The organism is Pseudomonas sp. Sample_14 (assembly GCF_004307515.1).
In the GTDB taxonomy this organism is placed as follows: domain Bacteria; phylum Pseudomonadota; class Gammaproteobacteria; order Pseudomonadales; family Pseudomonadaceae; genus Aquipseudomonas; species Aquipseudomonas atacamensis.
Genome location: NZ_RCOC01000037.1, coordinates 142,950 through 155,808 on the forward strand (window position 1 = coordinate 142,950; position 12,859 = coordinate 155,808).

Annotated in this window: 14 protein-coding genes; 6 read left to right on the forward strand and 8 right to left on the reverse strand. The window is 59.3% G+C overall.

Annotated elements, in window-relative coordinates; genetic code table 11:
• The first annotated feature begins 65 nt into the window (after window positions 1–65).
• Together D8U61_RS08540 and D8U61_RS08545 are read left to right on the forward strand one after the other, a co-directional pair.
• Window positions 66–626: a glycine cleavage system protein R gene (locus tag D8U61_RS08540; RefSeq protein ID WP_071174673.1), complete on the forward strand. Its 561-nt coding sequence runs from the start codon at window positions 66–68 to the stop codon at window positions 624–626.
• Between the two features lie 10 nt (window positions 627–636).
• Complete coding sequence (locus tag D8U61_RS08545; protein WP_041478861.1) at window positions 637–1,110, forward strand: peroxiredoxin; 474 nt, start codon at window positions 637–639, stop codon at window positions 1,108–1,110.
• 120 nt (window positions 1,111–1,230) lie between these two features.
• Here the strand turns inward: D8U61_RS08545 and D8U61_RS08550 are convergent, their stop codons facing one another.
• Window positions 1,231–2,301 carry an AI-2E family transporter gene (locus D8U61_RS08550; protein WP_016771268.1) on the reverse strand — a complete coding sequence of 357 codons (1,071 nt, stop codon included), beginning with the start codon at window positions 2,299–2,301 and terminating at the stop codon, window positions 1,231–1,233.
• A 31-nt stretch (window positions 2,302–2,332) separates the two neighbouring features.
• Window positions 2,333–2,572, reverse strand: coding sequence for a sulfurtransferase TusA family protein (locus tag D8U61_RS08555; protein WP_016771269.1), 240 nt, complete (start codon window positions 2,570–2,572; stop codon window positions 2,333–2,335).
• A 98-nt stretch (window positions 2,573–2,670) separates the two neighbouring features.
• Between D8U61_RS08555 and D8U61_RS08560 the strand changes: the two genes are divergently transcribed.
• A complete protein-coding gene (locus D8U61_RS08560) occupies window positions 2,671–4,104 on the forward strand; it encodes a M48 family metalloprotease (protein WP_024011999.1) in 1,434 nt (477 codons plus the stop codon).
• An 82-nt stretch (window positions 4,105–4,186) separates the two neighbouring features.
• Here the strand turns inward: D8U61_RS08560 and D8U61_RS08565 are convergent, their stop codons facing one another.
• From D8U61_RS08565 to rpoE, 4 genes are all read right to left on the reverse strand, one after another.
• Window positions 4,187–5,620, reverse strand: a complete 1,434-nt coding sequence (locus D8U61_RS08565; protein WP_125925297.1) for a DegQ family serine endoprotease — start codon at window positions 5,618–5,620, stop codon at window positions 4,187–4,189.
• Window positions 5,621–5,828: 208 nt separating this feature from the next.
• Entirely contained in the window at window positions 5,829–6,791 is a 963-nt protein-coding gene (locus tag D8U61_RS08570; protein WP_130926760.1) for a MucB/RseB C-terminal domain-containing protein, read from the reverse strand.
• Window positions 6,792–6,799: 8 nt separating this feature from the next.
• The gene (locus D8U61_RS08575) at window positions 6,800–7,387 is read right to left on the reverse strand and encodes an RseA family anti-sigma factor (RefSeq protein WP_008077804.1); all 588 of its coding nucleotides are present in this window, start codon (window positions 7,385–7,387) and stop codon (window positions 6,800–6,802) included.
• 30 nt (window positions 7,388–7,417) lie between these two features.
• Entirely contained in the window at window positions 7,418–7,999 is a 582-nt protein-coding gene (rpoE, locus tag D8U61_RS08580) for an RNA polymerase sigma factor RpoE (protein ID WP_003172477.1), read from the reverse strand.
• A 557-nt stretch (window positions 8,000–8,556) separates the two neighbouring features.
• Here rpoE and nadB point away from each other — a divergent pair.
• Window positions 8,557–10,173, forward strand: coding sequence for an L-aspartate oxidase (gene nadB, locus D8U61_RS08585; protein ID WP_125925295.1), 1,617 nt, complete (start codon window positions 8,557–8,559; stop codon window positions 10,171–10,173).
• On the opposite strand, the gene D8U61_RS08590 is transcribed toward nadB, so the two are convergent.
• Both D8U61_RS08590 and D8U61_RS08595 read right to left on the reverse strand, forming a co-directional pair.
• Window positions 10,142–10,594: a protein YgfX gene (locus D8U61_RS08590; protein ID WP_125925294.1), complete on the reverse strand. Its 453-nt coding sequence runs from the start codon at window positions 10,592–10,594 to the stop codon at window positions 10,142–10,144. The genes nadB and D8U61_RS08590 overlap by 32 nt on opposite strands.
• On the reverse strand, window positions 10,578–10,832 hold the full coding sequence (locus D8U61_RS08595; RefSeq protein WP_007911418.1) for a succinate dehydrogenase assembly factor 2: 255 nt from the start codon (window positions 10,830–10,832) through the stop codon (window positions 10,578–10,580). The genes D8U61_RS08590 and D8U61_RS08595 overlap by 17 nt, the downstream gene beginning before the upstream one ends.
• 150 nt (window positions 10,833–10,982) lie before the next feature.
• Here D8U61_RS08595 and D8U61_RS08600 point away from each other — a divergent pair, with 150 nt between their 5' ends.
• On the forward strand, window positions 10,983–11,924 hold the full coding sequence (locus D8U61_RS08600) for a folate-binding protein YgfZ (protein ID WP_125925293.1): 942 nt from the start codon (window positions 10,983–10,985) through the stop codon (window positions 11,922–11,924).
• 34 nt (window positions 11,925–11,958) lie between these two features.
• Window positions 11,959–12,780 carry an HDOD domain-containing protein gene (locus D8U61_RS08605; RefSeq protein WP_016770675.1) on the forward strand — a complete coding sequence of 274 codons (822 nt, stop codon included), beginning with the start codon at window positions 11,959–11,961 and terminating at the stop codon, window positions 12,778–12,780.
• The last annotated feature ends 79 nt before the right edge of the window (window positions 12,781–12,859 follow it).

Consider the following 12,859-nt stretch of genomic DNA (forward strand, 5'->3'; position numbering starts at 1 on the left):
AACAGGCACTCCCGGCCGCCAATGCCCGTCAACCTACCGACCGCTCATCGCTTTAGGAATGCTGCATGTCCACCCCCACAGTTCGCGAACAATTCCTTGTCATCAGTGCCCTCGGCGCCAACCCCATGGAGCTGACCAACGTCCTGTGCCGCGCCAGCCATGAAAACCGCTGCGCCGTCGTCACCTCTCGCCTGACCCGCCACGGCGAGTGCAGCGCCCTGGTGCTGGAAATTTCCGGCAGCTGGGACGCCCTCGCGCGCCTCGAAGGCAGCCTGCCATTGCTGGCCAAGCGTCACGCATTCACCGTCAACGTGGTGCGCAGCGCCGCTCTGGAAAATCGCCCGCAAGCGCTGCCTTACGTGGCTTACGTCAGCTCGGCGTATCGCCCGGACATCATCAATGAGCTGTGCCAGTTCTTCATGGACCACAACGTCGAGCTGGAAAACCTCACCTGCGACACCTATCAGGCGCCACAGACCGGCGGCACCATGCTCAACGCCACGTTCACCGTGACCCTGCCGGCCAACACCCAGATCAGCTGGCTGCGCGATCAGTTCCTCGATTTCGCCGACGCGATGAACCTGGATGCCCTGATCGAGCCTTGGCGCCCACAAAACCCAATGTAAGGAAGCTTTCATGGCCGTTGTCATCGACCAACCGGTTGCGGATTTCACCGCACCTGCGACCAGCGGGCAGACCGTCAGCCTGTCCGAACTCAAGGGCAAGCAAGTGGTGATCTACTTCTACCCGAAGGACAGCACCCCGGGCTGCACCACTCAGGGCCAGGGCTTTCGCGATCAATATGCGGCGTTCAAGGCTGCCAACACCGAAGTCTTCGGCATTTCCCGCGACAGTTTGAAGTCGCACGAAAACTTCAAAGGCAAACAGGAGTTCCCCTTCGAACTGATCAGTGACAAGGACGAAGCGGTTTGCCAGTTGTTCGACGTGATCAAGCTGAAAAAACTGTATGGCAAGGAATACCTAGGCGTTGATCGCAGTACTTTCCTGATTGATAAGGACGGTGTGCTGCGTCAGGAATGGCGTGGCGTGAAAGTGCCGGGGCATGTTGATGCCGTGCTGGCGGCGGCTGAGGCTCTGAATAAAGCCTGATGTTTTTGCTGCGTCTGTAAAGACGCCTTCGCGAGCAGGCTCGCTCCCACAATTGAAATCTAATCACCGTGGGAGCGAGCCTGCTTGCGAATAGCCTCTCTGTAAAATCCGGATCAACCGCTAAAGCAACGGCGCCACCACCGGCTCCTTGCGCGGCCACGCATCCAGCACAGCCTTGAACAGCGTCGCCAGCGGGATCGCGAAGAACACACCCCAGAATCCCCACAACCCACCAAACAACAGCACCGCGCAGATGATTGCCACCGGATGCAGATTCACTGCTTCCGAAAACAGCAACGGCACCAGCACGTTGCCGTCCAGCGTCTGAATGATTCCGTAGACCGCCATCAGGTAGATGAACTGATCGCTCCAGCCCCACTGGAACAGCGCAATCAGCAGCACCGGTACGGTCACCACTACCGCACCGACATACGGCACCACCACCGACAAACCGACCAGCAACGCCAGCAGCGCCGCGTAGTTCAGGCCCAGCGCGATGAAGGCGATGTAGGTCACGCCGCCGCAAATCACGATCTCGATGCCTTTGCCACGTATGTAATTGGCGATCTGCCGGTTCATTTCCTGGGCGACGCGGGTGATCAGCGCGCGCTCGCGAGGCAGATAGCCGCGCACCCACTCGCCGATCATCGCCCGATCCTTGAGGAAGAAGAACACCAGAATCGGCACCAGCACCAGGTAGATCATGATGTTCACCAGCAGTGGCAAACTCGACAATGAGAAAGTCAGAGCCCACTGACCGAACTTGCCAATCTCGCCCCGCGCCGCTTCGATCGCTTGCAGGACTTGCTCGTCAGACACCAGATGCGGATAGCGCTCGGGCAATAGAAGCAGCAGCGATTGCCACTTGGCGAGCATGCCCGGCAACTCGTTGAACAGGGTGATCAACTGATGCCACAGCAATGGCAGCACCACGACGATAAACAGCATCAGCGCGCCCATGAACAGCGCAAACACCAGCCCCACGGCCACCCCGCCGGGCACACGCAGCCGCTCGAGCGTCACTACCAGGCCCTGCATCAGATACGCCAGCACCATCCCGGCCAGAACCGGCGCAAGCATGCCGCCGAGGGTAAGCACGGCGGTGAAGGCGAGAAACAGCAGCACTGCCAGCACCACCGCTTCTTCATCGGAGAAGTAGCGCTGAATCCAGTCGCGTAACACTTTGAACATCAATAATCCCTTCGATTTTAGGCGCGGCGCTTCAGGCTTTTTTCAACCAGTAACGGTAGACGCCAGCCTCGTCTTCTTCGCGCAACAGCGCATGACCGGCGAGTTTGGCAAAGGTACGGAAGTCGCGTTGCGAGCCGGCATCGGTAGCGATCACCTTGAGCACAGCGCCACTTTGCAGTTTGTTGAGTTCCATTTTTGCCTTGAGCAACGGCAACGGACAGTTCAGGCCACTGGCGTCCAGTTCCACGTCATGGGCTACAGCGTCAGTCATTGCGTCACTCCGGTTCGGGTTGTCGAGCTGCCTAGAATATCTGGTCGCGGCTTCGGTGTCCGGCTACAGTAAGGTCTTTGTCCTCCAAGGCTTTGTGCATGACTTTTCTGCGCCCTACCCTGCTGACGCTCGCTTGCCTGCTCGCCTCACCAGGCTTTGCCGACGATCTGCCGTCACTCGGCGACGCCAGCTCTGCCATTGTCTCGCCGCAACAGGAATACCAGCTCGGCCGTGCCTGGCTGGCCATGCTGCGCAGTCAGGTTTCCCAGCTCAACGATCCGCAGCTCAAGGATTACGTCGAATCCAGCGTGTACAAGCTGGTGGAGACCAGCCAGGTCTCCGACCGCCGCCTGGAATTCATCCTGATCAACAGCCCACAACTCAACGCCTTCGCAGCGCCGGGCGGCGTGGTCGGGGTCAACGGCGGCCTGTTCCTCAACGCCCAGACCGAAGGTGAATACGCCTCGGTGCTCGCTCACGAACTGGCGCACTTGTCGCAACGTCACTTCGCTCGAGGCGTCGAAGCCTCACAAAGAATGCAGGTGCCGATGATGGCCGCGTTGCTGGCGGGTATCGTCATCGCGGCGGCAGGCGGCGGTGATGCCGGCATCGCCACCATCGCCGGCACCCAGGCTGCGGCGTTGCAGGAACAACGGCGCTTCTCGCGGCAGAACGAACAGGAAGCGGACCGCATCGGCATCCTCAACCTGGAAAAGGCCGGTTACGACCCGCGCTCGATGCCGACCATGTTCGAGCGCCTGATGCGCCAGTACCGTTTTGACGCCAAACCGCCGGAATTCCTCCTGACTCACCCGGTCACCGAATCGCGTATCGCCGACACTCGCAACCGCGCCGAGCAGGCGAAACCGGGCGGCATCGAAGACAGCATGCGCTACCAGTTGATTCGCGCGCGGGTGCAGTTGATCTACGAGGAAACCCCGGGGCTGGGCGCCAAGCGTTTCCGCGCCCTGCTTGATGAGAACCCGAAAAACGATGTGGCGCGTTACGGCCTCGCCATCGCGCAGATCAAGGGCGGCCAGCTCAACGAAGCGCGAGAGAACCTCAAGCAATTGTTGGCCAAGTCGCCGAACGAGATCATCTACAACCTCGCGCAGGTCGATCTGGACATCACCAACAATCGTCTGCCCGATGCGCAGTCACGGGTCGACCGCATGCTTACGCAGTTCCCGGGCAACTACCCGCTGAATCAGGTGCGCGTCGATCTGCTGTTGAAACAGAATCGCGCTGCCGATGCCGAGAAGGCACTCGACAGCCTGCTCAAGTCACGCCCGGATGATCCGGACGTCTGGTATCAGGTTGCTGAAACCCGCGGCTTGTCGGGCAACATCATCGGCCTGCATCAGGCGCGCGCCGAGTATTTTGCACTGGTCGGCGATTACCGCCAGGCCATTCAGCAGCTGGACTTCGCCAAGCGCAAGGCGGGCAACAACTTCCCGCTGTCCTCGCGCATCGATGCCCGCCAGCGCGAGTTGATGGAGCAGGAGCGCATGGTCAAGGACATGATGGGCTGAGTCTTTCCCGACAAAGACAAAAGCTGCAGACACAAAAAAACCGCCTCTTTCCGAGGCGGTTTCTTTTTACCTGCCTGCTGGCTTATTCAGCCAGTTTGAAGGTGATGAAGCTGGCACGGCCCTGACGCAGCACGCGCATCGACACCGAACGGTTCTTCGGCAACGCCTTGGCGATGTCGGTGAACTCCTTGGCCGAGCCGATGGCTTGATTGTTCAGGTGGGTGATCACGTCACCCGGTTGCAGACCGATCAGGGCCGCAGGACCGTCCTGCACTTCCTTGATCACCACACCACCTTTGAGGTCGTAGGTTTTCTTCTGCTCGTCGGTCAATTCACCGACCGCAACACCGAGGCGGTTGCTGCTGCTTTCAGCGCCGGATTTCGGCAGACCTGCCAGCTCCTTGTCCTCGTCCGGGATTGCGCCGACGGTCAGCTCGACGTTCTTGCGCTTGCCTTCACGAATCACTTCCAGATTGGCTTTGGCGCCAGCCTTCAGCGCGCCGACCAGATGCGGCAGATCGGCGGACATGACGATCGGCTGACCGTTCATGCTCAGGATCACGTCGCCAACCTGCAGGCCGCCCTTGGCCGCAGGGCCGTCATCCTGGATCTGCGCTACCAGCGCGCCAGCTGGCTTGTCCAGACCGAACGACTCGGCCAGATCCTTGTTCACTTCCTGAATGACCACGCCCAGCCAGCCGCGGCTGACTTTGCCACCGCTTTTGAGCTGATTGGAAACATCCATCGCCACGTCGATCGGAATGGCGAAAGACACGCCCATGAAGCCACCGGAGCGGGTGTAGATCTGCGAGTTGATGCCGACCACTTCACCGTTCAGGTTGAACAGCGGGCCACCGGAGTTGCCCGGGTTGATCGGCACGTCGGTCTGAATGAACGGCACATAGTTTTCGTTTGGCAGGCTACGACCGACGGCGCTGACGATGCCTTGGGTCACGGTGTGGTCAAAGCCGAATGGCGAACCGATCGCGACGACCCACTGGCCGGCCTTCAGGTCCTGGGACTTGCCGAGCTTGAGCACCGGCAGATCCTTGCCTTCGATTTTCAGCAACGCCACGTCAGAGCGTGGATCGGTGCCGACCAGCTTGGCTTTCATCTCACTGCGGTCAGCCAGACGGACGAGGATTTCGTCAGCATCGGCGATCACGTGGTTGTTGGTGAGGATGTAGCCATCCGGCGAAATGATGAAACCCGAACCCAGCGATTGCGCTTCACGCTGGCGGCCATCGCCACGTGGCGAGCGCTGCTGAGGCGGCATGCCGCGCTCGAAGAATTCGCGCAGCATCGGTGGCAGGCCTTCCAGATCCGGCATCTGCTGGTTGACCCGACGGTCCGGCAGTTTCTGCGTGGTACTGATGTTCACCACCGCTGGCGACGCTTGTTCGACCAACTGGGTGAAATCAGGCAGATCGGCCGCTTGCGCAGCAGGCACCGCCTGACCGAGCAACAGCACGGTGGCGAGGATGGAAAGATAAGACTTCAAACTTGGTATCGACATACAGCTCCCGTTACGACGAGCAGGGTTAAGCGATATGGAGCAAAGGAACACCGGAAACCACAGACCGGCATTTTTGTTCCGGGAACAACAAACAAGGCCAGAGCCGTGAGGCTCTGACCTATAAAAAATTTTCAGGGGTTTTGCAAATGAAAATGCTCAGCAAACATTTCGACGTCTCGACGACGAAGTGGAAATGACTGAAATCAGCTCACTGCTTGCTGGTCGCAGCGCCATCGTTGTTACGCATCGATAGAGCGATTCGTTCGGCGGTGCCAATCGGGATTTCGCCGACCACCGTGACCATCATTTCGCCTTGCGGCGTGGTCAGGCGCCGGGATACCGCGACGGTCGGGCCCAACTGAGTGCGGGTGTCAGTGGCCGTTGCGCCATTCAACGGTTCAAGGAACACCGAGAAACGCGCCAGACCATCGTCATACATCAAGCTGCTGACTTGGGTCTTGGTTTGCGCATCCTTATGCGAACTGCTGCTGGTCAGCTCAAAGCCTGGCGGGAGCCAGTCCGAACGCCAGTTTTGCACGGTTTTAGCTGCAGAAGCCTTGTCGCTTGCGATATTGATCGGCTTACAATCCGGGTCCGCCAACAAGTCCTTGTCCGACGGGATTTCATCCGTGTCGAGGCTGGTGAACTGGAAACGCTCGAGCAACTGCCCTTTGTCGTTCAACAGTAACGACTTGAGCGGCAGCCCGGTTTTCTTGTCCAGATGCAGCTCGAAGCCGTAACGGTGCTGATCACGAGGGGTCAGCGACACGATCACTGCATCACGACCGGCCACGCGCGACTTGCCAATGACGGCAAGGTCATACCAATTCTTCAGCTTTTTGGGATCCAGCGCACGGGCGGCAGCGTTGGGTGAATCACCCAATCCCGCAATCAGGGTGCCGCTGACGCATTGAGTACGTCCATCAATGCGCACGACTTCCTGAGCCGAACCGTCGAGCTGTAATAACCGCTCGCGGACCTGGCCATTCTGGACACGATGCCAGATGTTGTGCGTGGAAAAACTGCCGTTGCGCTCGTAAACGAAAGTGCCGTGGAAGCTCTGCTGCTCGGCCTGGCCCAGACGGGTCAACCAGTCCTGGGCCTCGTCAGCGTGGGCTGGAACGATGAACCAGCCACTGAGCAGAAGCGAAAGTAGAGGGATGGCGCGCATGATCCTCCTTAACGGTTTTCCAGGCTTGCGGCACGTGCGTATGGCAGCGCGCTTTCAGTTCCTTTGAGTGCAGCCTGCTGAGCGTGCTGACGCAGGTAGCCTGGCAGACGCTGATCATGCCAGCCTGGCTGGCCTTGCAGAACGCCGTTAGCCATAGGACCAGTCGCTTCCGAGCTCTCGCTGTAACCAGCCAGAACTGCCGGACCTTTGACCTGTGGAGTGGCCAGAGTAGGCTGGTTCGACTGCTGGGCCAGTTCAACACCGGCGATTTCGTCCTGGTTGTACAGGCGAACACCGGCCAGAACGGCCACGGTTACCGAAGCGGCAACAGCGAGGCGACCCAGGTTACGCCATGGGCTGCGGGATACTTTGGCCGGAGCCGTTTCGTCTTCCAGCGCAGCGGACACTGCCGCAGCGATATCCAGACGCGGAAGCAGCAGATCCTTGTGCATGGCTGCCCGAGCGATCTGGTAACGAGCCCAGGTCTCACGGGTATCAACATCATCCAGTGCGCTGAGCACTCGACGCAATTCCAGTTCGTCCGCTTCGTTATCCATCACTGCGGACAGCGATTCCTGCAGGGCTTCACGACTCATGGCGTTCCTCTCTTGGCTGTCGCCGCTGTCTCAGTTTTCCTGCAACAACGGTTGCAGGGCTTTGTCGATGGCCTCCCGAGCGCGGAAAATCCGGGAGCGCACGGTACCCACCGGACACTGCATGACGCTCGCAATGTCCTCGTAACTCAGACCATCGAATTCACGTAAAGTTAAAGCCGTACGCAAATCCTCTGGCAGTTGCTGGATGGTCCGATGGACAGTGCCTTCGATCTCATCCCGCAGCAATGCACGTTCTGGTGATTCGAGATCCTTGAGGCCGTGATCGCCATCGTAGAACTCTGCATCCTCCGAACTTACATCGCTATCCGGCGGCCGACGGCCGCGGGAAACCAGGTAGTTCTTTGCCGTGTTAATGGCAATACGGTACAGCCACGTATAAAACGCACTGTCACCGCGGAAATTTCCAAGTGCCCGATACGCCTTGATAAAGGCTTCCTGAGCAACGTCCTGGGCTTCATGGGTGTCGTGCACAAAACGCACGATCAACCCGAGAATTTTGTGCTGATATTTCAGCACCAGCAGATCGAAAGCTCGCTTGTCGCCACGCTGTACGCGTTCGACCAGCTGCTGATCCTCTTCCTGGGTTAGCATGAACACTCCTCGATAAGCCCGGAGGAGACTTGCATTACTAAACGACCAGACTTGCAAACATAGACTCGGGCTTTTCGCAAAAGTTCTCCCCCTCCAAGCAAGTTTCCTGCGGGCTCTGATTTGGCACGCACGAAAAACGCAGCGCGGGATAAACCGGCTGCGCGAATAATCTTGTTATCGGTTTCGCCGGCAGGAATCCAAACGCAGATTCCGCACTGAAGCCGACACTGTCCCTGGTTTCTGGCACCGTCTATTGATCTTGGGCCTTTGGCAAAAGTTCCAATTATTTATAGCCGTACCCACCTGACATTGCGCAACCCTGCTCGGAAAAGACTGTTTCAGCGCCGATACAGGTGTCATTTTTCAAAACCGATGAAAAAAACTTCCGACGAAGCACAGCGCTTTTTACTGCGCAGTAGTCTCACAATGCCATCTGGGCCCGGCTATTGTGCCGCCCAACCCCTCTATATACTAGTGGGCTGTGTGGCTGTCTTGACTCGCCGATCCAGCTGTCTTGCGCCAACCCCGACCCGGGTCGCTTTGAGCGGAATCCTGAAATGAGCCAACAGTTCCAACACGATGTTCTGGTGATTGGCAGCGGTGCTGCCGGTTTAACTCTCGCTTTGACCTTGCCCGGTCATCTGCGCATTGCCGTATTGAGCAAAGGCGATCTCGCCAACGGTTCGACCTTCTGGGCCCAAGGCGGCGTCGCTGCGGTGCTCGACGATACCGACACTGTCGAATCCCATGTCGACGACACCCTAAATGCGGGCGGCGGCTTGTGCCATGAAGACGCCGTACGCTTCACCGTCGAGCACAGCCGCGAAGCCATTCAATGGCTGATTGACCAGGGCGTGCCGTTCACCCGCGACGAACAGTCCGGCACTGAAGACGGTGGTTTCGAATTTCACCTGACCCGCGAAGGTGGCCACAGCCATCGACGGATTATCCATGCTGCCGACGCCACCGGCGCTGCGATCTTCAAGACCTTGCTGGCCCAGGCCAAAGAGCGCGATAACATCGAATTGCTGGAACAGCGCGTCGCCGTCGATTTGATCACCGAACGCCGCTTGGGCATGGAAGGCGATCGTTGCCTGGGCGCTTACGTGCTGAACCGCGCCACCGGCGAAGTCGACACCTACGGCGCACGCTTCGTGATTCTGGCTTCAGGCGGCGCAGCCAAGGTCTACCTTTATACCAGCAACCCCGACGGCGCCTGCGGTGACGGCATCGCCATGGCTTGGCGCTCCGGCTGCCGCGTAGCCAATCTGGAATTCAACCAGTTCCACCCGACCTGCCTGTATCACCCGCAAGCCAAGAGTTTCCTGATCACTGAAGCGTTGCGTGGCGAAGGCGCGCATTTGAAGCTGCCCAACGGCGAGCGCTTCATGTATCGCTTCGATAAACGTGCCGAGCTGGCGCCTCGTGACATTGTCGCGCGGGCCATCGACCATGAAATGAAGCGTCTGGGTGTCGACTGCGTATATCTCGACATCAGCCACAAGCCTGAATCGTTCGTCAAAAGCCACTTCCCGACTGTTTATGAGCGCTGCCTGGGCTTCGGCATCGACATCACCAAACAACCGATCCCGGTGGTCCCCGCCGCGCACTACACCTGTGGCGGGGTGATGGTCGATCAGCACGGTCGCACCGATGTACCCGGCCTCTACGCCATCGGCGAAACCAGCTTCACCGGCCTGCACGGCGCCAATCGCATGGCCAGCAACTCACTTCTGGAATGCTTCGTTTATGCCCGTTCGGCAGCGGCGGACATTCTTGCGCAACTCGATGACGTCGCGGCACCAAGCGCCCTGCCCGTCTGGGACGCCAGTCAGGTGACCGACTCGGATGAAGACGTGATCATCGCGCACAACTGGGACGAATTGCGCCGATTCATGTGGGACTACGTCGGCATCGTGCGCACCAACAAACGCCTGCAACGGGCGCAGCACCGGGTGCGTCTGCTGCTGGATGAGATCGATGAGTTTTACAGCAACTATAAAGTCAGCCGTGACCTGATCGAGTTGCGCAACCTGGCACAGGTTGCCGAATTGATGATCAGCTCAGCCATGGAACGCAAGGAAAGTCGCGGGCTGCATTACACCCTCGACTATCCGGATATGCTGCCCGAAGCGCTCGACACTATTCTGGTGCCGCCCACCTACGCCGGCTGAACTTGAGCCGCACTCGCAGGCGTCGGTGCAGATCCGCCGCTTGCGAGTCACGTGGCACGCAGATTGACCTGACCCGCCACTCTCCGCGCAGGCGAAAGCGCAGCACTACGATCAATGGCAGCGCCAGACTGTCCGGTCGTAACTGCGCAGCCTGCCAGCCATCAGCCTGATTCCACACCTGCCAGCCATCGCCGTCGCGCCGCAACCCGCAAAATGCTTTCGGATGACTCAGCAGAATCTGCCGTGGCAGCATCCAAAAACCGTGCAGCGCACAGGCGCAAGCGCCGAGCAGACTGGCCCAGAGCGGAATCGACAGCAGACACAGCGAACCCATGGCGAACGCCTGGGCCAACAGATACGCCGCCAGCAACTGCCGTGAGGCATGCCAGCGGCATTCGAACGTATTACTTGGGCTGGACACGATCCAGAATCATCCGGACCATGCGTTGCAGCTCGGGATCTTCCGACTCGCTGCGCTCCATGAACCAGCCGAACATGTCCTGATCCTCACAGGTCAGCAAACGCACGTACAGATCGCGATCCACTTGATTCAACGTCGCGTAAACCTCCTGCACGAACGGCACCAGCAGCACGTCAAGCTCAAGCATGCCGCGACGGCTGTGCCAAAAGAGGCGATTCAGTTCAACTTGTTCGACCATGGAGCCCTCCTCGAATTTGCCGGGCAGTATACAGCCCCGGCGCGGGCCGCACAGTCGGCTTTGGTCGGGCACCCGTGATCCTTTATCAACTACCCATTTCAACCCTGCCCCCTTATGATGTGCCCCAGTCTATTTACCCTGCGATGACCCATGGCCGATTCTGCTTTTTTCTGCACCCTGTCTCATGAAGGCGTACTCGCGGTTCGCGGTGCGGACGCCGGAAAATTCCTGCAAGGCCAGTTGACCTGCAATATCAATTACCTGAGCGACACCCGCGCCAGCCTCGGCGCCCGCTGCACGCAGAAAGGCCGGATGCAGTCGAGCTTCCGCATCCTGCTTGAGGGCGACGGCGTGGTGATGGCGATGGCCAGCGAGCTGCTCGAGCCGCAACTGGCCGACCTGAAAAAGTACGCAGTGTTCTCCAAATCGAAACTGACCGATGAAAGCGCCGCCTGGGTGCGCTTCGGTCTGGCACATGGCGATGCAGCCCTGACCAGCCTCGGTCTGGCATTGCGCGCCGAAACCGACAGCGTTGTGCGCCATGAAGGCCTGATCGCAATTCGCGTTTCGCCCGAGCGCGCCGAACTCTGGGTGCCTGCCGCTCAGGCGCCAAACATTCAAAGCCAACTGTCCGCCACGCTGGCTGAGGGCGAACTGAATCAATGGCTGCTGGGCCAGATCCGCGCCGGTATCGGTCAGGTCATGCCTTCCACTCGCGAACTGTTCATCCCGCAGATGCTCAATCTGCAGGCGGTCGGCGGGGTGAGCTTCAAGAAAGGTTGCTACACCGGCCAGGAAATCGTTGCGCGCATGCAGTACCTGGGCAAGCTCAAGCGGCGCCTGTACCGCCTGCACCTCGACGCAGCCGAGTTGCCGGAGCCCGGCACTCAGTTGTTCGCGCCCAGCCACAACAGCTCGATCGGCGAAGTGGTGCTGGCGGCCAATGCCGAGGGAAACATTGAACTCCTGGCCGTGTTGCAGGCCGAAGCTGCCGAAGCCGGTGATTTGCGTCTGGGCGCCCTCGAAGGCCCCGCGTTGCACGTGCTCGACCTGCCTTACGAACTGGATCGCGACCGCGAAATCCAGCGTTGATCGCAGCATTGTTGCAACACCCTAGAGAGTCCAAATGAGCGAACTGGCGGAAAAGGTCCAACAGGATTTGGTTGCGGCCATCGATAACGATGACCTGGTTCTGCCAACTTTGCCGGAAGTGGCCCTGCAGATTCGCAAGGCCGCCGAGGATCCGGAAATCAGCGTCAGCGATCTGAGCAAAGTCATCGGCCGCGACACTGCGCTGTCGGCGCGCCTGATCAAAGTGGTCAACAGTCCGCTGCTGCGCGCGGCGCAGGAAGTCACCGACCTGCACACCGCCATCACCCGTTTGGGCATCAACTACAGCAGCAACCTGGCGATCGGTCTGGTGATGGAGCAGATCTTCAATGCCCGCTCCGAGGTGGTCGAACAGAAGATGCGCGAAGTCTGGCGCAGCAGTCTGGAAATCGCTGGCGTCAGCTATGCGCTGTGTCGTCGTCACACTCAGCTCAAACCCGATCAGGCGGCACTCGGCGGGCTGGTGCATCAGATTGGTGTGTTGCCGATCCTGACTTACGCCGAAGACCACAATGAACTGCTCTCGGATGCGGTCAGCCTGACCCATGTGATCGAGCAGATTCACCCATTGCTCGGCGAGAAATTGCTGCGGGTGTGGGAGTTTCCCGAGCGCCTGGTGCATTTGCCGTTGCTGTATCAAGACTTCAGCCGCGACTCGACGCGCATCGATTACGTCGATGTCGTGCAGGTAGCCAATCTGTATTGCCGCAAGGACACCGACCATCCGTTTGCGCGGATTGACCCGTTTAGCGTGCCGGCGTTCAGAAAGCTGGGGATTGACCCGGAGAACAAGCAGTTCTGCGCGGATCTGGAAGAATCGCGGTCGATGTTCTACTGACCTGTGGTGAGGGGATTTATCCCCGTTGGGTTGCGAAGCGACCCTAGACTCTGCGATCCGAACCGCGACTGCTGCGCAG